Origin of the sequence: uncultured Jatrophihabitans sp., from assembly GCF_964244045.1 — a bacterium.
In the GTDB taxonomy this organism is placed as follows: Bacteria; Actinomycetota; Actinomycetes; order Mycobacteriales; family Jatrophihabitantaceae; genus Jatrophihabitans.
This window is the reverse complement of the sequence record NZ_CAXTHK010000001.1, coordinates 157603-177201: the sequence shown is the minus strand read 5'-3', so window position 1 is coordinate 177201 and position 19599 is coordinate 157603. Positions and strand designations below refer to the sequence as shown.

Here is a 19599-nt window from a genome sequence, read left to right as displayed (position 1 = left end):
GCACAGCCCTGGTCTCAGCTTGCGGTGGCTCGCAGCGGCCCGAAGGACACGATGAGCGGGCCGTTGGTCGCTCGGCTGGAGAGATAAGACCGTACCCCGAGGTATCCTGCCGCCTGGAGTCCAGCGGCCGAGTCGGTGGTGCTCGCACCCCAGGTGCTCGGCTCGGTGCCGGACAACAGCCACGTCCGTGCCTGGAACGTGGTCGGACTCGTCCCGGCGATGTGCACATGCACGGCCAACCGGCTGCCGGCCACCACGGTGAGGCCGGCCACCCGCGTCTCGGGTGTCAGGTACGTCTCGACGCCGCCGACGACCCTCACGAGCCACAGGTTCATCGCGCCGCTCGCTGCGACCGTCAGTCGCGCGGCGTATTCGGCCGTGCCCACGCGGCGCACCACGACAGTCAGGTACGCCGGCCCGATCGTGGGGAGCTTGCTCAGCATGAAATCGGTCGTCAGATCGGCGGCCGAACCGGACGCCGAGGGCAGGTAAGCCGAGATCGTCTGTCCGGTGGCCAGATTCATCGACGCCGCACCCGGGGCGACGGATGTGTCTGCTGCGGTACCCGCGATCTTCCAGGCCCCGCCGATCGCAGCATTTCCCCACCCGCCGGACACGGTGCGCGCGAAGGTGTCCGAGGCAAGGACAGTCGGTCCTGAGGCGACAGTGACTGCATGCGTCACCGAGGCCGTGGCGCCGTCGTCGTCGGTGACGGCGAGACGAACCGAATACGTGCCGCCGGTCGCGAAGGCGTGCGTCGGCGTCGCCGTGGAGCCGGTGGTCGAGTCGCCGAAGTCCCAGGCCCAGGCCACCACCGGATCGCCGTCACCGTCTTTCGATCCCGAACCGTCGAACGTGCACGACAGTGCCGAACACGTCGACATGAACGCGGCCGACGGCGGCTGCTCCGGCGGAGGTGTCGTCACCGTGACACTGTGCTGGATGCTCGCGGTGGCGCCGTGGTCGTCGGTGACGACGAGGGTGACGGAATAGGTGCCTCCCGTGACCCAGGCATGGCTGGTGCGAGCGCCGGACCCGATGGCGCCGTCGCCGAAGTCCCACGCCCAGCCCGCGATCGACCCCCCGGTGTCTGACGAGGCGGAGCCGTCGAGTGAGCAGGACAGCTGCGTGCAGGCTGAGGTGAATGCGGCGACCGGCGCAGTGTTGGGCGTCGAGGTGGTTGACGTCGCGGTCAGGGTCGGTACCGACACGGCGATCGGCGCGTTCGTGGCCTTGCTCGACAGGTACTCCGTCAACCCGACGGCGCCACTGGCCTGCAGGGCGGCTGTCGCGTCGGTCGCCGAGGTGTTCCACGTGCTGGGTTCGTTGGTCCCCGTCCTCCACGCGCGCACCCGCAACGTCGTAGGCGCGGTTCCGGTTACCTGCAGGCGAACGGACACTCCGGTGCCGGCCGCGTAGGTCAGGCCCGAGACGGTCGTGTCAGGCGTCAACGACGTTTCGACGTTACCGACGAGACGGACCAGGGAGAGATTGACCTGGCCGCCGGCGGTGAGAGTGAAACGAGCGTCGTACTCGTTCCCGGCGCCGACCCGTCGACCGGTCAAGTGGGAGTAGATCGGCCCACCGACCGGTACCTTGTCCGGAGCCACGGTAGCCACGAGATCGGTGTCGGTGCTCGTGGCCGTCGGCAGGTAAACGGTGTGGGTGGCGGCGACCTTCGCGAGCCGGAGGACACCCGCACGCGGCGCGACCGAGAAGTCCGCGGCCGTGCCGAGCACCGTGTAAGCCCCGCCGACGTCGGCAGCGCCCCAGCCGTTCGCGGTGGTGCGGTTGAAGGTGTCAGAGACGAAAGCGGCGCCGGCGGGTGCGGTTGTCGTCACGGAGTGGGCGACCGCGCCGGACGCACCCTGGTTGTCGATGACGGTCAACGTGATCGCGTGGCTGCCGCCGGCGGCGTAGGTGTGGGTCGTCGTCCTGCCCGACCCGGTCGTACCGTCGCCGAAGGTCCAGCTGTAGCTCGCGATCGTGCCGTCGGGATCGGCAGAGGCCGACGCGTCGACGCTGCAGGTCTGACCGGTGCACGAGCTCGTGAACGCCGCGGTCGGCGGGGTGTCACCGGCCGGGGCCGACCACACGTCCGTGATGGGCGTGGCCGTGGCGGCGTTGCCTGGGGCGGCCAGACCGTAGGCGTCGGTGATCGTCCGCAGGACGTTGTAGTGGTTGATCGGCTCGGCGTAGGTGCCGGGTGCCACCCGTTGCCCGGCGAAGATCGTCGGGATGCGGTTCGCCGCACCGCCGTCGTCCTCGTCGAAGGTGAGGATGAACAGGCTGTTGTGCGTCTTGGCCCAGGTGATGTAGCCGTCGAGGTTCTGCTGCAGCCACGTGTCGCCTTGCGCGATCGTCCCGTCGTGCATGTCGTGGGTGAGGTTGGGGATCACGAACGAGACGCCTGGCAATTGGGAGTAATTGGGGGAGAGTGCGCTGAAAGCATCGAAGGGCTGGTTGGCGCTCGCAGGCACTGCCGGGAAGTTCACCCATGGGTTGTGCTTGCGGGCGTACGTGCCGCTGCCGCAGCCGGTGTAGCCGGCAGACGGTAGAGCTTCGGAGTAGCCGGTGAAACCGACGCCCGCCGCGAGCGCCGACGAGCCGAGGTCCGGGGCCGAGTACGAGTGCGGGCAGCTGTCGTCGGTGAGCCCTTGCGTCGAGCCGGAGAACAACGCGAGGTAGTTCGGTTCGCTGGGATGGGTCTCGGCGTAGGACTGGGTGAAGTTGGCATTCTGCTGGGCCAGCGAGGTGATGTACGGCGCGTTCGCGTTGCCGATGATCCCGCCTTCTGCGTGGTTCTCCTCGACGACCACCACGACGTGGTCGAAGTGCGGGACGCCGGACGAACCCGCGGCCGACGCGCCTGCGGCGACCGGAACGGCGAGCAGCGCAGGCACCAGCAACACTGCGGCCAATACTGCGGCGACGAAAGACCTGCGCATCGAGTTCCCCCCGGACCCAGACGATGCGAGGAACGTAGCCCGTCGTTCCGACAACGGCGAGAGGCTGTAGTCCCTACAGAGGCTGTGGTCCCGGCTACTCGCCGAGCGAGCGGCAGGGCCGGGCGCGCAGTTCGTCCACGTACTCGGTGGGTGCGCCGGCCGCCTCGGCGGCGTCGGCGATCAACCCGATCATCCGGGCGGAGGGCAGGCCGCCCTCGTAGCCATCGAGGATGTAGCCGGCGGCCAGGACGTCAGCCTCCAGCGTCGAGACGCGCAGCTTGATGCGGCTGTACAGGCCGGTGTCGGCGCCCTCCCACGAGTCGAGGAGCGCGAGGTCCTGCGTCGACACCTCGTACAGCGCCACGAAAACCTGCCCAGCTGAGTCCGGGACGATCATCGGCAGCGCGCCGTCCCAGCCGTGCTCCTCGGCGCCGAAGGTGAGCCGCCAGCCGGTGAGCCAGCCGGTGCCGGCGGCGGGGGAGTGCGGGCAACGCTCGAGCATCTGCTCGGGGTCCATGTTGGAGCCGTAGGCCGCGTACAGCCCGCCGGACGAACCGCTCACCGTGCTCCTCACGCCGCCACCGCACTGCTCGCGGCGGACCGGTCCGGGGGAGCGTACCTACCTGACGCTGGGAGTGGGTTTCTGGAGCGGGGACAATAGTGTGGTGATGCGCATCGTGATCGTGGGTGGCGGACCGGCCGGATACGAGTCGGCGCTGGTGGCCGCGCAACTCGGTGCGCAGGTGACGGTGATCGACCGCGACGGTATCGGTGGCGCCTGCGTGCTCACCGACTGCGTGCCCAGCAAGACGCTCATCGCCACCAGCGACCGCGTCACGGCCCTGCGCGATGCGCCCCGCGTCGGCGTTGGCAGCTCGGGCGAGGTGCTGGTCGACTTCGGCAAGGTCGACCGGCGCATCAAGGACCTCGCCCAGCAGCAGTCCGACGACATCACCAAACGACTCATCCGTGAGGGCGTGAGCGTCGTCGCCGGCCGAGGACGGTTCGCCCCCGAGCAGCCCGCTCGGGCACACCGCCTCGAGGTGGTGGGCGACGACGGATCGGTGTCGGAGGCGGTCGAGGCCGACGTCGTACTGCTCGCTACCGGCGGCACGCCGCGCGTGCTGCCCACCGCCGTCCCGGATGGCGAACGCATCCTGTCCTGGCGCGACATGTACGACCTCGCCGACGTTCCCGAGCACCTGGTCGTGGTCGGGTCCGGCGTCACCGGTGCGGAGTTCGCCAGTGCGTACAGCGAGATCGGCGTGCCCGTCACCCTCGTCTCCAGCCGCGACCGTGTGCTGCCCAACGAGGACGCCGATGCCGCCGACGTCATCGAGAAGGTGTTCACCCAGCGCGGCGGAACGTTGGTCAAGCAGGCTCGTGCTGCCGCAGTTCGCCGCACCGACGACGGCGTGGTGGTCGAGCTTGCCGACGGTCGCGAGGTGCACGGTTCGCACGCGCTGATGTGTGTGGGCTCGGTGCCGAACGTGGATGGGCTCGGACTCGAGCACGTCGGGGTCGAGCTCGACGAGCGTGGTTACATCGGCGTCGACCGGGTGTCGCGCACGAACGTGCCGTCGATCTATGCCGCCGGTGACTGCACGGGCGTGCTGCTGCTGGCCTCGGTCGCCGGTATGCAGGGCCGAATCGCCATGTGGCACGCGCTCGGCGAGGCCGTCGCGCCCCTGCGGTTGAAGACGGTGGCGGCCAACATCTTCACCAACCCCGAGATCGCGACGATCGGCATCGGGTCGCAGGCCATCGAGTCCGGCGAGGTGCCGGCCCGGTCTGTCACCCTGCCGTTGTCCACCAACGCGCGGGCCAAGATGCAGGGCCATCAGGAGGGCTTCGTCAAGCTGTTCTGCCGCCCGGCCACCGGTGCGGTGATCGGTGGAGTCGTCGTTGCCCCGGCCGCGTCGGAATTGATCTTTCCGTTGACGCTCGCCGTGCAGCGCGGGCTCACGGTCAACGACCTGGCGGGAACAATCGGGGTCTATCCGGCGCTGTCCGGTTCGATCGCCGAGGCCGCCCGCCGGTTGATGCTGCATGACGACCTCACCTGACGTTCCTAGAGGAGGACCCCATGGCCATGCACGGCGACCTCTCGCCCGAAGCCCGGGATCGAGCCGGGCGCACCGTCGACGCAGCGGCGGTGTTCGCCGACCACGCCGAACACATCGTCGCTGCGCTGCCCGAGGTGCCCGACGGGCACGTGCTCGTGGCCGTGGTCGATGATGACCATTCCTTCACCGGCACGCACCACGTCGAGCAGGAGCGGCTCGTCGAGCGCATCCCCGAGCTCGAGGGCGACGGTGGCTGGGCCATGGTCTTCACCTTGGGCGTGGACGAGGACGCGGTGCGCCGCCGGACCGAGGAGATGGCGACGCTGGCCCGCCGGCGCGGCGAGATCATCGATCGCATCAGGGCGAAGCGCGAAGATCAGGTGTAATCGCCGCAGGTGGCCGTCGCACCGCGGGTGACCAGCAAATCCAGTGCCGTGGCGTAGTGGTCGGTGAACCGGGCGTCGTCGACGAGATCACCGAACAGCGAGCGGTCGCGCAGGAAGGCCAGCGGGTCCTTCGTGCGCCGGTCGGCCGTCTCCCGAAGCTGGTCGGCGCGCGGGTCGACCAGTTCCAGCGGCGTCCCGTCGTCGGCCGCGCCCTCGCAGTAGCGCGCCCAGGCCGCGAGGAGCAGCGCCGCAGCCCGCACATCGCGGCCAGCCGCGAGGTTGTCCCGCAGCGCAGGCAGCACGAACGTGGGGATCCGGTCGGAGCTGTAGGAGCAGATGCGTTCCAGGGTGTCGCGCACCGCGGGGTTGCCGAAGCGTTCGAGCAGCTCGTCGCGGTAGGCCGGGACATCGATGCCCTCGACGGCCGGCAGGGTCGGGATGACCTCGTCGGTGTAGGCCGTGAAGAACGAGCTCAGCTGCGGATCACCGGCGGCGTCGTCGACGTAGCGGTGTCCGGCGAGCGCGCCCAGATAACCCAGGGCCTGATGCCCGCCGTTCAACAGCCGCAGCTTGAGCGTCTCGTACGGCTCGGAGTCGTCGACCAGCTGGACGCCGACGTCCTGGAGCGGCGGGCGGCCGGTCGGGAACTCGTCCTCAACGACCCACTGGGTGAAGGACTCGCACAGCACGGGCCACTCGTCGCGGGCGCCGAGCCGGTCGGCAACCTCGTCGAGGTCGGAGTCCGCGGTGGCCGGGGTGATGCGGTCGACCATCGAGGCGGGGAACGACACCGACTCGCGGATCCAGTCGGCGAGATCGTTGTCGCGTAGCGCCGCGAAACCGCAGACGGTGTCCCGGGCGATCCGGCCGTTGTTCGGCACGTTGTCGCAGGACAGCACCGTGAACGCGGCCGTGCCCTGCGCCCGGCGCCGGGCGAGCGCGTCGACGACGAGGCCGAACGGCGTGTGCGGGGCGTCGGTGCCGGCCAGGTCAGCACGGACGTCCGGGTGGTCGGGGTCGAAGTCGCCGTGCGGGTCCCGGCAGTAGCCGCCTTCGGTCACGGTCATCGACACGATGCGCACAGCGGGGTCGGTGAGGGCGTCGAGGACGGCCGCCGGGTCGTCCGGGGCGAACAGGTAGCGCACGATCGACCCCACCACGCGGGCCGTCCGGGTGCCGTCCGCGGCCTGCTCGATCACCGTGTACAGCCCGTCCTGCGAGTGCAGGACGTCACGCATCCGGGCGTCACCGGCCAGCAGGCCGACTCCGCAGATGCCGTAGTCCAGGGCCTGGCCGCGCTGCATGAGCCGGTGCAGGTAGGTGGCCTGGTGGGCGCGGTGGAAGCCGCCCACGCCGAAGTGCACGATGCCGACCTGGACCTTCGTCCGGTCGTAACACGGTGCGTCGATGTCCGGGGCGAGCTCGGGCAGCGACGCCGCGGACAGCTGCGGAACGGTGTTGGACGCGGTCATGACCTGCGTCCTTCCCGTTCGGGCCCGGCTTCTCGCCTTTGCCGGAAATCAGGTGTGTGCGGAGGCGTCCGTCCGGGAACGCTGGCGTGACGTGCGTAACACTGCGCACCGCCGCCGCCCCACCGAGGAGCGTTGATGTCCGCAACCGCCGACAACAAGCCGGACAGCAGGTCCGACAGCAGGTCCGACAGCAAGTCGCAGCGTTTCACCGCTGTGGTCCTGCTCGCCGCCGCCGTCTCTGCCATCTCCTCGCTGCTCTACGGCTACGACACCGGCATCATCTCCGGCGCACTGCTGCAGATCCGCAAGGACTTCCACACCGGCAGCGGCATGGAGCAGGTGATCGCCGGCAGCATCCTGCTGGGCGCGGCCCTCGGGGCGCTGATCTGCAGCCGGCTGTCTGAGCAGTTGGGCCGCCGGCGGACCGTCCTCATCCTGGCCTGCATCTTCGTGGTCGGCACCCTGACCTCGGCCGCGGCGCCGAGTGCTCTGCTCCTCTCGGCCGCCCGGATCATCCTCGGCTTCGCCGTGGGTGGCGCGACGCAGACGGTGCCGATGTACGTCGCCGAGCTCGCGCCGGCGAAGCACCGCGGCACCCTGGTGCTCACCTTCCAGGTCGGCATCGGCGTGGGCATCGTCGTGTCGACCCTCGTCGGCGCCAGCGAGAGCGTGTCCTGGCGGGTGTCCGTCGGGTCGGCCTGCGTCCCGGCGGTGGTGCTGTTCCTGGTCATGCTGATGCTGCCGGAGAGCCCGCGGTGGCTGGTCAAGCACGACCGCCGCGACGAAGCACAAGAGGTGCTCAAGCGGGTGCGTGCGGACGGCGCCGACATCGACAGCGAGCTGCAGGAGATCCTGGACCTGGACAAGGAGGAGCGGGGCGTCTCGGAGAGCCGACGCGGCTGGCACGGCCTCACCCAGCAGTGGGTGCGGCCGGCGCTGATCGTGGGCTGCGGCATCGCGATCTTCACCCAGCTCAGCGGCATCGAGATGATCATCTACTACGCCCCGACGATCCTCACCGACAACGGGTTCTCGCACTCGGCCGCACTGCGGGTCAGCGTGGCCCTCGGTGTCACCTACCTGGTGATGATGATCATCGGGCTGAACATCGTCGACCGCATCGGGCGCCGCCGCCTCACCCTCACGATGATCCCGGGTGCGGCAGCGGCACTGGCGGTCCTAGGCACCCTGTTCGTCACCGGCAACAGCGGCCGCTCCGACATCCCGTTCATCATCGCCTGCCTGATTGTGTTCATGTTCTTCAACGCCGGCGGGCTGCAGCTCATGGGGTGGCTGACCGGGGCGGAGATCTACCCGCTGGCCGTCCGCTCGGCGGGCACCAGCGTGCAGGCCACGATGCTGTGGAGCACGAACATGCTCATCACCCTGACGGTGCTGACGGTGATCAACACCATCGGGGTCGGGCAGACGATGTGGCTCTATGCCGCGTTCAACGTGGCAGCGTGGATCTTCGTGTGGCGTCGGATGCCCGAGCTCACCGGCCGCAGCCTGGAGAAGATCGAGGCGCACCTGCAGGACGGGCGCTTCCGCCCGGCCGACTTCGCCGCCGACGACGAACAACCGGCCGAGCGCGTATCGGCGGACCGCTGAGGCCTGGGCCGCAGCGCTGGAACAACCGGCGACGGCGTAACCGCATCAGACGCTCAGGCGCGACAACAACAGTGAAGTCCGGGGAGGCGGACTAGTCCAAGGACTAGTCCTTGATCTCGCAGAGGACCGAGCCGGAGGTGACGACGGCGCCGACCTCGGCCTGCAGGCCGGTGATGGTGCCGGCCTTGTGGGCGTTGATGGGCTGTTCCATCTTCATGGCTTCGAGCACCACGATGGTCTGACCGGCCTCGACGGTGTCGCCGTCGCTGACCGCGACCTTGACGATGGTGCCCTGCATGGGTGCGGTGAGGGAGTCGCCGGACGCCGCAGCGCCGGCCTTCTTGCTGGCCGAGCGCTTGGGCGCGGCCTTGCGGCCGCCGCCCCCGCTGCCGCCGCCGAACCCGGCGGGCAGCGAGACCTCGAGACGCTTGCCACCGACCTCGACGACCACGGTCTCGCGGGCGGCCTGCGGCTCGTCGGCGTCGGCGCCACCGGCGAAGGGCTCGATCTGGTTGTCGAACTCCTTCTCGATCCACTGGGTGAAGATGGTGAACGGCTCGTCGTCGGTGGTGGCGAACGCGGGGTCGCGCACCACGGCGCGGTGGAACGGCAGTGCGGTGGCCATGCCCTCGACGATGAACTCGTCCAGGGCCCGGCGGGCCCGCTCGAGGGCCTCGATGCGGTTCTCGCCGGTGACGATCAGCTTGGCCAGCAGCGAGTCGAAGGCACCGCCGATGACAGAGGTGCCCTCGATGCCGGAGTCGACGCGCACGCCGGGCCCGGCCGGCTCGACGTACTTCGTGACGGTGCCGGGGGCGGGCAGGAAGTTGCGGCCCGGGTCCTCACCGTTGATGCGGAACTCGAAGGCGTGCCCGCGCGGGGTCGGGTCCTCGGTGAAGCGCAGCTTCTCGCCCTCGGCGATGCGGAACTGCTCGCGGACGAGGTCGATCCCCGAGGTCTCCTCGGTGACCGGGTGCTCGACCTGCAGGCGGGTGTTGACCTCCAGGAAGCTGATGACGCCGTCGTTGCCGACGAGGTACTCGACCGTACCGGCGCCGTAGTAGTCGGCCTCCTTGCAGATGGCCTTGGCGCTCTCGTGGATCTTGGCGCGCTGCTCGTCGGTGAGGTACGGCGCCGGGGCCTCCTCGACCAGCTTTTGGTTGCGGCGCTGCAGCGAGCAATCGCGGGTGCCGACCACGATGACGTTGCCGTGGGTGTCGGCCAGCACCTGGGCCTCGACGTGCCGGGATCGGTCCAGGTAGCGCTCGACGAAGCACTCGCCGCGGCCGAACGCCGAGACGGCCTCGCGCACAGCGGAGTTGTAGAGCTCCTCGACCTCGTCCATCTCGCGGGCGATCTTCATGCCCCGCCCGCCGCCGCCGTAGACGGCCTTGATCGCGATCGGCAACCCGTGCTCCTGCGCGAAGGCGACGACCTCATCCGCCCCGGCGACCGGGTCCTTGGTGCCGGCCACCAGCGGCGCGCCGGCGCGGGCCGCGATGTGCCGGGCCACGGCCTTGTCACCGAGGTCCCGGATGGCCTGCGGGGACGGGCCGATCCAGGTCAGCCCGGCGTCGATCACGGCCTGGGCGAAGTCGGCGTTCTCGGACAGGAACCCGTAACCGGGGTGCACCGCGTCGGCGCCGGACTTCGTGCAGGCCTCGATGATCTTGTCGATGACCAGGTAGCTGTCGCCGGGGGTGTTGCCGCCCAGTGCGAACGCCTCGTCGGCCACCCGGACGTGCAACGCGTCACGGTCCGGCTCGGCGTACACGGCCACCGAGGTGTACCCGGCGTCGCGGCAGGCCCGGATGACCCGGACCGCGATCTCGCCCCGGTTCGCGATGAGCACCTTCTGCACGGTTCAGCCTCCTGATTGCTTGGCGGCACAACGCCCCGGCGCAGATTACCGGGCCGTGAGGTGCGTCGCGTCAGGGCGCCCTCGGAACAAAGCCGTAACCGCTTTCGGTTCTACTGGGATTGCCCACCTCCCGTTCGAAGGTTCGTCCATGCCTGCATTGAGCCCGGCTCGCCGGGCACTCCTCACCCTGGCCGTGGGCGGCTTCGGCATCGGTACCGGTGAGTTCGTGATGCTGGGCCTGCTGCCCGACGTCGCCCACGACCCGCACACCTCCATCCCGCACGGCGGGTACCTGATCTCGGCGTATGCGCTCGGGGTGGTGGTCGGGGCGCCCACCGTCACCGCCCTGACGTCGCACCTGCCCCGCAAGGGTCTGCTGATCGCCCTGGCCGTGGCATTGGCCGTCGGCAACCTGGGCTCGGCCGTAGCGCCGAACTTCGCCAGCGTGCTGGTGCTGCGCTTCGTGGCCGGCCTGCCACACGGCGCGTTCTTCGGCGTCGCGTCAGTGGTGGCCGCCCGGCTGGTCGTCCCCGAGCGTCGCAGCCAGGCGATGGCCGCCGTCTTCGCCGGCCTGACCATCGCCAACATCGTCGGCGTCCCCGCGACGACCTGGCTCGGCCAGGCCGCCAGCTGGCGGGTCGTGTTCGTCGCGGTGGCCGCAGTCGAAATACTGTGCGCAGCCCTGATCGCCGCCTTCGTCTTGCGCGTCCCGGTCGAGCACCACGGACGGGAGGCCCTGCGCCGTGAACTACGCGTCTTCCGCACGCCGCCGGTCTGGCTCGCGCTCGGCATCGCCACCATCGGCGGCGGGGCGATGTTCGCCAGCTTCAGCTACATCGCGCCGATGATGACGCACGTGGCCGGTTATGCCGACTCGTCGGTCACCTGGCTGCTCGTGCTCTTCGGACTGGGCATGACAGCCGGCAACGTGGTCGGCGCTCGGTTGGCCGATCGTTCGCTCATGCCGACGATCTTCGCGGCATTGGGCGCAGAGGTCGTGGTGGCCCTGGCCTTCCTGCTGACCTCGCACGACAAGATCGCCTCAGCCATCACGATCTTCGCCTTCCCGTTCACGAGCATGGCGATGCTGCCGGCCATCCAGGCTCGCATCGTGACGATCGCCGGCGGCGCGCCGAATCTGGCGTCGGCCTCGATCCACGCCGCGTTCAACATCGCCAACTCACTCGGTGCCTGGCTCGGCGGTCTCGCCATCGGCTTCGGCTGGGGCTATTCGTCACCCAACGCGGTGGCGGCGGTGCTGGCCCTGCTCGGTCTGGGCGTGGCCGTCGCGTCGTTCCGCTACGACCGCCGGCAGGTCGCGCTCCCCGTCCCCCGCGAGTTGTCCGCCCTCAGCCACGTCTGAGCGGGTCGTAGGGCGGACAACTTCCCCACCCCTTGCGAGTTGTCCGCCCTGAGCCACGTCTGAGCAGGTCGTAGGGCGGACAAGTCGGGAGGGCGCGGGCGTCAGTGGGCGAGTTCGGCGAGGCGGTCGCGGCACCGCCCCGCGACGTCGGTGACCTCGCGCAGCGTGCGGTCCAGGTCGGCGCGGCGACGGGTGAGGTCGTCGGCGATCTCGTCGAGCCGACCGAGCAAGGTCGTCAATTGGCGGCGTTCCGACGAGCCGGCGCCGTCGTACATGTCGACGATCTCGCGGCATTCCGCCACCGTCATCCCGAAGCGCCGCCCGCGCAGGATGAGCCGCAGCCGGGCGCGGTCGCGCACGCCGTAGACCCGGTTCGGGCCGATGCGCGAGGGCGTCAGCAGACCCTCGGCCTCCCAGTGCCGCAGGGTGCGGGTCGTGACGCCGAGCTCGTCGGCGAGCTGCCCGACCGTCCAGGTCCGGTCCGCGTCGCGGGGTATGGCGTCCGTCGCGGTCATGCCGTTATAGTCGCCTTACCTTTACGTAAACGTCAAGGCTGACGTGGGGAGTACCGCGATGACCGCTTTCGAGCTCAGTGACGACCACGAGAACTTCCGCAAGGTGGTGCGCGACTTCGCCGAGCGCGAGGTCGCACCCCACGTCGCCCAGTGGGACCGCGACCACCACCTGCCGCTGGAGATCGTCCGGCAGATGGGCGACCTCGGGCTGTTCGGCCTGGCCGTGCCCGAGGAGTTCGGCGGCGCGGGCGGTGACTTCACCAGCCTGTGCGTGGCCATCGAGGAGCTCGGCCGCGTCGACCAGTCCATCGGCATCACCCTCGAGGCCGGCGTCGGGCTGGGCATCAACCCGATCCTGACCTACGGCACGGACGAGCAGAAGCAGACGTGGCTGCCCGACCTCGTGGCCGGCCGCGCGCTGGCCGGCTTCGGTCTCACCGAGCCCGAGGCAGGTTCCGACGCCGGTGCCACCCGCACCCGAGCAAGCCTGGACGACGGTTACTGGACGATCAACGGCGCCAAGGCCTTCATCACGAACTCCGGCACCGACATGACGTCGCTGGTCACCGTCACGGCCAAGACAGCCGAGAACGAGATCTCTTCGATCATCGTGCCGGCCGGCACGCCCGGCTTCGTCGTCGAACCTCCGTACGAGAAGCTCGGCTGGCACATCTCCGACACTCACGGGTTGACCTTCGAGGACTGCCGGGTGCCGGAGGAGAACCTGCTCGGGCGCCGCGGCGACGGGTTCCGCCAGTTCCTGGCCGTGCTCGACGACGGCCGGATCGCCATCGCCGCACTGGCGGTCGGGTTGGCGCAGGCCTGCCTGGACCTCTCCGTCGACTACGCCAAGGGCCGCACGACGTTCGGCACCCCGATCGGGTCGCGGCAGGGCGTGGCGTTCCAGCTGTCCGACCTCGCCGTCGCGGTCGAGGCCGCCCGGTTGCTGACGTACAAGGCCGCTGCGCTGAAGGACGCCGGCACCGCGCCGGCCAAGCTCAAGCAGGCTGCGTCGATCGCCAAGCTGTACGCCACCGAGGCCGCGGTCACCGCCACGCGCACCGCCACGCAGGTCTTCGGTGGCAACGGCTTCATGGAGGAGTACCCCGTGGCCCGGTTCTACCGCGACGCGAAGATCCTCGAGATCGGTGAGGGGACCTCCGAGGTCCAGCGGATGCTCATCGCCCGCGGGCTCGGCTTGCCCGTCGCATGAGCAGTAAGGACATCGCGGTCGCCCGCGACTCGACGCTGGCGCCGCCCGAGAAGGCGGCGGCGAAGCTGGCGCAGCAGGGCAAGCTGTACGTCCGCGACCGCATCGCCCTGCTCGTCGACGAAGGCAGCTTCGTCGAGGACGGTCAGCTGGCCAACGCATTGGCGGCCGGCCTGCCCGCTGACGGTGTCGTCACCGGCCAGGGCCTGGTCGACGGGCGCCCAGCACTCGTCGTCGCGAACGACCCGACGGTGAAGGCCGGCTCGTGGGGCGCGCGGACGGTCGAGAAGATCATCCGGATCACCGAGCGGGCGCTGTCCGAAGAACTGCCTATTTTCTGGTTGATCGACTCCGCAGGTGCCCGCATCACTGATCAGGTGGCGCTGTTCCCCGGCCGCCGTGGGGCCGGGCGGATCTTCCGCAACCAGGTCGCGCTGTCGGGCAAGGTGCCGCAGATCTGCTGCCTGTTCGGGCCGTCAGCCGCCGGTGGCGCCTACATCCCGGCGTTCTGCGACATCGTCATCATGGTCGAGGGCAACGCTTCGATGTACCTCGGTTCGCCGCGCATGGCCGAGATGGTCGTCGGCGAGAAGGTCACTCTCGACGAGATGGGCGGTGCGCGCATGCACGCCACCGTATCGGGGTGCGGGGACAACCTCGCGGTCGACGACGAGGACGCGATCGAGCAGGCCCAGCTCTTCTTTTCCTATCTGCCGACGTGCTGGCGTGAACCGGCGCCGGAAGTCGAAGCGACACCGCCGGCACTCGCCCTCACCGAGCAGAGCGTGCCCGCCGACGAGTCGGTGCCCTTCGACGTCCACGAGATCATCGACGGCCTGATCGACGACGACTCGTTCTTCGAGGTCAAGCCGCTGTTCGCCGGTGAGGTCGTTGTCGGCTTCGGACGCATCGACGGTCGGCCGGTAGGCGTGGTGGCCAACAACTCCGCGGTGCGCGGTGGCGTGCTCTTCGTCGACTCTGCGGACAAGTGCGCGCGCTTCATCTGGCTCTGCGACGCGTTCAACATCCCGCTGCTCTACCTCGCCGACGTCCCTGGCTTCATGATCGGCAGCGAGGTCGAGCGGCAGGGCATCATCCGCCACGGCGCGAAGATGATCACTGCCGTCTCCGAGGCCACCGTCCCGCAGATCTCCGTGATCGTGCGCAAGGCCTACGGCGCCGGGCTCTACGCCATGGACGGCCCGGGCTTCATGCCGGACGTCTGCATAGCGCTGCCTACGGCGAAGATTGCCGTGATGGGTCCGCAGGCCGCGGTGAACGCCGTCTACGCCAACAAGATCGCCGCGCTCACGGACCCCGACGAGCAGGCCGCGTTCGTGGCCGAGCGGCGCGCGGAGTTCGAGGCGGACGTCGACATCCTGCGGCTGGCCGCCGACCTGGTACTCGACGTCGTCATCGAGGCGTCCGAGCTGCGCGCCGAGTTGTCGCGCCGCTTCGCGGTGCTTGTGGGCAAGGACCGGCACTTCGCCGACAAACGACACGGGGTGCCGCCGGTATGAGTGACGTTGTCGAGCTTCGATGTGACTTCGAGGTCCGCGGCGGCGCGTCTGCGGAGCAGGTTGCGGCCGTCCTGGCCGTATTACGCCGCCGTCCAGCGCCTGCCCGCGAGGATCCGTTACAGCGCTGGCGCCGCGTGCGTCAGGCCGTGATCCACCCGACGTAAGCGCCGTTCCGCCTCGCTCGACGATGACCGGTGCGCGACAATCGCCGTGTGGTTGCGCCGTCCGACGCCGACGCCACGCGTCCGCCACTAGTCATCGACGAGGTGGTCGAGGCGCGGGTCGGCTCGCACCTGTACGTGCGCCGCACCGATGCCGACCGTCTCGACGTCGCGAATGTCGCGGCCAACCTGCCGTTCGTGCTGCGCACCCTTGTGGGCATCTCGGCCCTGGCCGTCGGCGCGAACGTCATAGGCGTGATCGTCCTTGCCCTCATCATCGCGGCCATCAACTCGCGGGTCACCGCGCATCAACAGCACGTGATCCTCGTTGTCGCCGCCATTCTGCTCGTCGGCACGGTGGTGCTGGGCGTGAGTGCCGCGACGCTCGTACAGCGACGCACGCTGCGCTGGCTGTTGCGTGGTGACCGCCCAGACGACGAGGACGCCCGTCGTGCGTTACGCATGCCACGCGACATGGCCTATATCGCCGCCATCCTCTGGACGCTCGGCGCGGCGGTGATCGCAGTGACCACGGCGCTCGTCGACCTGCGACCGGCGACGGTGGTGGCCGTCACCGGCAGCATCGTGCTCGCCGGCCTGAGTTCGGCCGGCGTCACCTACCTGCTCGTCGAGCGGGTCACCGGCCCGGTCGCGAAGCTGGCGCTTGAGTCCGCGCCGCCGCGCAGCGCGCCGGTGCTCGGCGTGCGCTGGCGACTGCTGCTGATCTGGCTGCTCACCAGCGCCCTGCCCATCCTCGGCCAGATCCTGGTGTTCACCGCACCGGCCGGCAAGACACACGTCATCGGCGTCAGCATCGGGGTATGTGTAGTTGCCCTGATCCTCGGGGCGCTGTCGACGGCCTTGGCCGCTCGTACCATCGGCCTGCCGCTGCGCGGGCTGGTCGACGCTCTGGAACGAGTGGGCGCCGGTGACCTGGCCGTGCGCACGCCGATCGAGAACGCGGGCGAGATCGGGTTGCTGCAGAGCGGTTTCAACGACATGGTCGCCGGGCTGCGCGAGCGCGACCGGGTCAAGGACCTGTTCGGCCGGCACGTCGGCTCGGCTGTGGCGCAGGAGGCGCTGCGTAGCGGTGTCACGCTGTCCGGCGAGGTCCGCGACGTCGTCGCTGTCTTCGTCGACATCACCGGCTCGACCAAGCGCAGCCGGGAGACCGACCCGGGGGAGTTCGTCGCGCTGCTCAACCGCTTCTACGAGGTGGTCGTCGACGAGGTCGAGTCCAACGGCGGCTTGCTGAACAAGTTCGAGGGCGACGCAGCGCTGTGCGTCTTCGGCGCGCCGGTGCAGCTGATGGACCCGGCCTCTGCCGCGTTACGCGCCGCTCGTCGGATCCGGGACCGGGTGTCCGCATCCGCCGAGGTCGAGGTCGGCGTGGGGGTCGCGGCCGGTCCGGTCGTGGCCGGGCAGGTCGGCACCGAGAGCCGGCTCGAATACACCGTCATCGGCGACGCGGTGAACGAGGCGGCGCGGCTGACCGAGCTCGCCAAGGACGTCCGACAGCACGTGCTGGCCAGCCAAGCCGTCATCGACCAGGCCCGCGACTCCGAGCGCTCGGCGTGGCACGCCGCGGGAGAGGTCATGCTACGCGGTCACGACCTGCCGACCTGCATCTGGACGGCCTGAGCTTCAGTCGTGCGTATGCCGGCCGAAATCGGAACGTAGGTCGGCAAGTGCGTCGATGACGGTGTCCACCCGGCCGTTCAGCGCGTCGATGCGGGCATTCATCGCTCGCATGTCGACACGCAATTCACGCACCTCGGTAAGGACCAGGTCGATCTTCCGCATGGTGGCGTCCCTTCGGCTCCTGCGCCCAGATTAGCCGCTCGCCGGAACCGGCACAGGGTTGTCCACACCCCCGTCGTCCTCAGTGCGGCGCGGGCCAGCCGAGGTCGGGAAGCCCGCGACCGAGCTCCTGCAGCATGCGCCGCAGCCGCGGCAACGACACCCCGACGACGTTGTGCGCATCGCCGATCACCCGCTCGACGAACCAGCCGCCGAGGCCGTCGAGTGTGAACGCCCCGGCCACCGCCGAGGGCTCGCCGGTCGCCGTGTAGCGGGCGATCTCGTCGTCGGTCGCGTCGGAGAAGACGACGTCGGTCGCCTCCGACGTGACCACCGACGTGCCGCGTTCGGTGTCCAGCAGGCAATGACCGGTCCACAGCGTCCCGGTGCGCCCGCGCATCTCGCGCCAGCGCTGGGCCGCTGCGTCGACAGAGCCTGGTTTGCCCAGCGCGGTCCCGTCCAGGTCGAGCATCGAGTCGCAGCCCAGCACCAGCGCGGGACCGTCGATCCCGCCGGCGACGGCTCGGGCCTTGAGATCGGCCAGCGCGGCCACCAGCGAGCCGGTGTCGGCGGCCACCACCGTCGACTCGTCCACGCCACTGACGATCACCTCGGGTTCGACCCCGGCGGCGCGCAGCGTCGCCAACCGCGCCGGCGAGGCCGACGCGAGGACGAACCTCAACTACAGCCCGATCGACTTCGAGATGACGGTCTTCATGATCTCGCTGGTTCCGCCGTAGATGCGGGTGACGCGGGCGTCGGCGTAACGGCGGGCGATCGGGTACTCGTTCATGAAGCCGTAGCCGCCGTGCAGCTGCAGGCAGCGGTCGACGACCCGGCCCTGCAGCTCGGTGCACCAGTACTTGGCCTTCGATGCATCCGCGGCGTTGAGCTCGCCGGCAGTCAACCGATCGACGCAGCGATCGAGGAAAGCCTGGGCGACGTCGATCTCGGTGATGATCTCGGACAGCACGAACTTGGTGTTCTGGAAGGCGCCGATCGACGTGCCGAACGCCTTGCGCTCCTTGACGTAGCGGACCGTCTCGTCGAATGCTGCCTGGGCCTCGGCCACCCCGGCGACGGCGATCGAAGCACGCTCCTGGGGCAGCTTCGCGGTCAGGTAACTGAAGCCCTCGCCCTCCTCGCCGATCAGATTCTCGACCGGGACGCGTACGTCGGAGAACGACAGCTCGGCGGTGTCCTGCGAATGCAGCCCGAGCTTGTCGAGGTTGCGTCCGCGTTCGAAGCCGGCCATGCCGCGCTCGATGACGAGCAGCGAGATTCCCTTGTGCCGGTCCTCGCCGGTGCGCACGGCGGTGATGACGAGGTCGGCGTTGATGCCGTTGGTGATGAACGTCTTGGACCCGTTGACGACGTAGTGCTCGCCGTCGCGCTTGGCGCTGGTCCGGATGCCGGACAGGTCGGAGCCGGCGCCCGGCTCGGTCATGGCTACGGCGGTGATCAACTCACCGGAGGCGATGCCTGGCAGCCAGCGCTGCTGCTGCTCGGGCGTGCAGTACGCCAGGAAGTACGGCAGGCAGATGTCGTTGTGCAGGCTGATGCCCAGACCAGCGCCACCGATGCCGGCGTAGGCGATCTGCTCGTCCAGGATCTGGTTGAACCGGAAATCGTCGACCCCGCCCCCGCCGAGCTCCTCGGGCACGGCCATCCCCAGGAACCCGTCCTTGCCGGCCTCCTGGAAGATCTCGCGCGGCATGATTCCTGCGCGCTCCCAGTCCAGGTAGTTCGGGACGATCACCTTGTCCACGAACTGGCGAAAAGCGTCGCCGAACGCCTCGTGCTCGGGCTCGTAGTGCTTGCGATCCATGGGGCGCCTCCGCGGGTGGGTTCCTACCAGCCAGAATAGGCCTATGACTGTGGACGAACCGATCGGCGTCATCGGTGGATCCGGTTTCTACTCGCTGCTCGACCAGCCCGAGGAGCACGAGGTCGCGACGCCGTATGGCCAGCCTTCGCATACCGTGACGCACAGTATGTTGGCGGATCGGCCGGTTGCGTTTGTCCCGCGGCACGGGGTCGACCATCGCTTCGCGCCACACCTGGTGCCGTACCGCGCCAATCTCTGGGCGTTGCGTTCGATGGGGGTGCGGCAGGTCGTCTCGCTGTCGGCGGTTGGCTCGCTGACCACGTCGCTGCCCACCGGGACGCTTGTCGTCCCCGACCAGCTCGCCGACCGCACGCAGGCCCGGCCACACACCTACTTCGACACCGGGACGGGCGTCGGCCACGCCAGCTTCGCCGATCCGTACTGCCCGCGGGGCCGCGCCGCGGCGGCCGGCGGGGAGCAGGACGTGCACGCCGGCGGCACCCTGGTTGTTGTGAACGGCCCGCGGTTCTCCTCGCGAGCCGAGTCACTGGAATTTCAGTCGCACGGCTGGTCGATCATCGGGATGACCGCGATGCCGGAAGCCGGGCTCGCTCGCGAGCTGGGCCTCTGTTACACCACGCTGGCGCTCGTCACCGATCTCGACGCAGGCGTCGAGGCGGGGGAGGGTGTCACGCACGCCGCGGTGCTCGAGCAGTTCGCCGCCAACCTGCCGCGGCTGCGGGCTCTGCTGGTGTCGATGCTTGAGCGGTTGCCAGCCGCCCAGGGCGACTGCATCTGCGGCGACACGAGCGGCTTCCCCGACTCGCACGTCCTGCCCTGACCCGCGCTTGTCCGTCG

The 19599-nt window shown here is 69.5% G+C and carries 16 protein-coding genes and 1 pseudogene; 8 read left to right on the top strand and 9 right to left on the bottom strand.

Annotation, left to right across the window (positions count from 1 at the left end):
* Window positions 1-14: 14 nt before the first annotated feature.
* The 3 genes and pseudogenes from ACFFC4_RS00905 to ACFFC4_RS00895 all read right to left on the bottom strand — a co-directional run bounded on the left by ACFFC4_RS00905 (window position 15) and on the right by ACFFC4_RS00895 (window position 3522).
* Entirely contained in the window at window positions 15-2096 is a 2082-nt protein-coding gene (locus tag ACFFC4_RS00905) for a PKD domain-containing protein (RefSeq protein WP_375497160.1), read from the bottom strand.
* Window positions 2088-2909 (bottom strand): annotated as a pseudogene (locus ACFFC4_RS00900) (alkaline phosphatase family protein); the annotation flags it as partial. The gene ACFFC4_RS00905 and the pseudogene ACFFC4_RS00900, both read right to left, overlap by 9 nt.
* Window positions 2910-3042: 133 nt before the next feature.
* The gene (locus ACFFC4_RS00895; protein ID WP_375496832.1) at window positions 3043-3522 is read right to left on the bottom strand and encodes a gamma-glutamylcyclotransferase family protein; all 480 of its coding nucleotides are present in this window, start codon (window positions 3520-3522) and stop codon (window positions 3043-3045) included.
* Between the two features lie 91 nt (window positions 3523-3613).
* Between ACFFC4_RS00895 and ACFFC4_RS00890 the strand changes: the two genes are divergently transcribed.
* The gene (locus ACFFC4_RS00890; RefSeq protein ID WP_375496830.1) at window positions 3614-5014 is read left to right on the top strand and encodes an NAD(P)H-quinone dehydrogenase; all 1401 of its coding nucleotides are present in this window, start codon (window positions 3614-3616) and stop codon (window positions 5012-5014) included.
* 20 nt (window positions 5015-5034) lie between these two features.
* Window positions 5035-5400 carry a hypothetical protein gene (locus ACFFC4_RS00885; protein ID WP_375496828.1) on the top strand — a complete coding sequence of 122 codons (366 nt, stop codon included), beginning with the start codon at window positions 5035-5037 and terminating at the stop codon, window positions 5398-5400.
* On the opposite strand, the gene ACFFC4_RS00880 is transcribed toward ACFFC4_RS00885, so the two are convergent.
* Entirely contained in the window at window positions 5391-6872 is a 1482-nt protein-coding gene (locus ACFFC4_RS00880; protein WP_375496826.1) for a mannitol dehydrogenase family protein, read from the bottom strand. The genes ACFFC4_RS00885 and ACFFC4_RS00880 overlap by 10 nt on opposite strands.
* A 135-nt stretch (window positions 6873-7007) precedes the next feature.
* On the opposite strand from ACFFC4_RS00880, the gene ACFFC4_RS00875 reads away from it, so the two are divergent.
* Window positions 7008-8483 carry a sugar porter family MFS transporter gene (locus tag ACFFC4_RS00875; RefSeq protein ID WP_375496824.1) on the top strand — a complete coding sequence of 492 codons (1476 nt, stop codon included), beginning with the start codon at window positions 7008-7010 and terminating at the stop codon, window positions 8481-8483.
* Window positions 8484-8586: 103 nt separating this feature from the next.
* On the opposite strand, the gene ACFFC4_RS00870 is transcribed toward ACFFC4_RS00875, so the two are convergent.
* Window positions 8587-10344, bottom strand: coding sequence for an acetyl/propionyl/methylcrotonyl-CoA carboxylase subunit alpha (locus ACFFC4_RS00870; RefSeq protein WP_375496822.1), 1758 nt, complete (start codon window positions 10342-10344; stop codon window positions 8587-8589).
* Window positions 10345-10492: 148 nt separating this feature from the next.
* Here ACFFC4_RS00870 and ACFFC4_RS00865 point away from each other — a divergent pair, with 148 nt between their 5' ends.
* The gene (locus ACFFC4_RS00865; RefSeq protein WP_375496820.1) at window positions 10493-11707 is read left to right on the top strand and encodes an MFS transporter; all 1215 of its coding nucleotides are present in this window, start codon (window positions 10493-10495) and stop codon (window positions 11705-11707) included.
* A gap of 101 nt (window positions 11708-11808) precedes the next feature.
* Here ACFFC4_RS00865 and ACFFC4_RS00860 read toward each other — a convergent pair whose 3' ends face one another.
* Entirely contained in the window at window positions 11809-12222 is a 414-nt protein-coding gene (locus ACFFC4_RS00860) for a MerR family transcriptional regulator (protein WP_375496818.1), read from the bottom strand.
* 58 nt (window positions 12223-12280) lie between these two features.
* Between ACFFC4_RS00860 and ACFFC4_RS00855 the strand changes: the two genes are divergently transcribed.
* The 3 genes from ACFFC4_RS00855 (at window position 12281) to ACFFC4_RS00845 (ending at window position 16754) form a co-directional block, all read left to right on the top strand.
* The gene (locus ACFFC4_RS00855; RefSeq protein ID WP_375496816.1) at window positions 12281-13435 is read left to right on the top strand and encodes an acyl-CoA dehydrogenase family protein; all 1155 of its coding nucleotides are present in this window, start codon (window positions 12281-12283) and stop codon (window positions 13433-13435) included.
* Window positions 13432-14952 (top strand): acyl-CoA carboxylase subunit beta, encoded by a 1521-nt coding sequence (locus ACFFC4_RS00850; RefSeq protein WP_375496814.1) that lies wholly within the window; start codon window positions 13432-13434, stop codon window positions 14950-14952. The genes ACFFC4_RS00855 and ACFFC4_RS00850 overlap by 4 nt, the downstream gene beginning before the upstream one ends.
* Window positions 14953-15164: 212 nt before the next feature.
* Window positions 15165-16754, top strand: coding sequence for an adenylate/guanylate cyclase domain-containing protein (locus ACFFC4_RS00845; protein WP_375496812.1), 1590 nt, complete (start codon window positions 15165-15167; stop codon window positions 16752-16754).
* A gap of 3 nt (window positions 16755-16757) precedes the next feature.
* Here the strand turns inward: ACFFC4_RS00845 and ACFFC4_RS00840 are convergent, their stop codons facing one another.
* The 3 genes from ACFFC4_RS00840 to ACFFC4_RS00830 all read right to left on the bottom strand — a co-directional run bounded on the left by ACFFC4_RS00840 (window position 16758) and on the right by ACFFC4_RS00830 (window position 18741).
* Complete coding sequence (locus tag ACFFC4_RS00840; protein ID WP_375496810.1) at window positions 16758-16916, bottom strand: hypothetical protein; 159 nt, start codon at window positions 16914-16916, stop codon at window positions 16758-16760.
* A 79-nt stretch (window positions 16917-16995) separates the two neighbouring features.
* Window positions 16996-17595: a Maf family protein gene (locus ACFFC4_RS00835; protein ID WP_375496808.1), complete on the bottom strand. Its 600-nt coding sequence runs from the start codon at window positions 17593-17595 to the stop codon at window positions 16996-16998.
* Window positions 17596-18741, bottom strand: a complete 1146-nt coding sequence (locus ACFFC4_RS00830) for an acyl-CoA dehydrogenase family protein (RefSeq protein ID WP_375496806.1) — start codon at window positions 18739-18741, stop codon at window positions 17596-17598.
* A 43-nt stretch (window positions 18742-18784) separates the two neighbouring features.
* On the opposite strand from ACFFC4_RS00830, the gene ACFFC4_RS00825 reads away from it, so the two are divergent.
* Window positions 18785-19582, top strand: a complete 798-nt coding sequence (locus tag ACFFC4_RS00825) for an S-methyl-5'-thioadenosine phosphorylase (RefSeq protein ID WP_375496804.1) — start codon at window positions 18785-18787, stop codon at window positions 19580-19582.
* Window positions 19583-19599: the final 17 nt, after the last annotated feature.

Bases quoted from the DNA above. Each gene is read 5' to 3' on its own strand.
- ACFFC4_RS00855 (WP_375496816.1), top strand. From the start codon at position 12,281: ATGACCGCTTTCGAGCTCAGTGACGACCACGAGAACTTCCGCAAGGTG.
- ACFFC4_RS00830 (WP_375496806.1), bottom strand. From the start codon at position 18,741: ATGGATCGCAAGCACTACGAGCCCGAGCACGAGGCGTTCGGCGACGCT.
- ACFFC4_RS00850 (WP_375496814.1), top strand. From the start codon at position 13,432: ATGAGCAGTAAGGACATCGCGGTCGCCCGCGACTCGACGCTGGCGCCG.
- ACFFC4_RS00840 (WP_375496810.1), bottom strand. From the start codon at position 16,916: ATGCGGAAGATCGACCTGGTCCTTACCGAGGTGCGTGAATTGCGTGTC.
- ACFFC4_RS00860 (WP_375496818.1), bottom strand. From the start codon at position 12,222: ATGACCGCGACGGACGCCATACCCCGCGACGCGGACCGGACCTGGACG.
- ACFFC4_RS00875 (WP_375496824.1), top strand. From the start codon at position 7,008: ATGTCCGCAACCGCCGACAACAAGCCGGACAGCAGGTCCGACAGCAGG.
- ACFFC4_RS00825 (WP_375496804.1), top strand. From the start codon at position 18,785: ATGACTGTGGACGAACCGATCGGCGTCATCGGTGGATCCGGTTTCTAC.
- ACFFC4_RS00885 (WP_375496828.1), top strand. From the start codon at position 5,035: ATGGCCATGCACGGCGACCTCTCGCCCGAAGCCCGGGATCGAGCCGGG.
- ACFFC4_RS00865 (WP_375496820.1), top strand. From the start codon at position 10,493: ATGCCTGCATTGAGCCCGGCTCGCCGGGCACTCCTCACCCTGGCCGTG.
- ACFFC4_RS00880 (WP_375496826.1), bottom strand. From the start codon at position 6,872: ATGACCGCGTCCAACACCGTTCCGCAGCTGTCCGCGGCGTCGCTGCCC.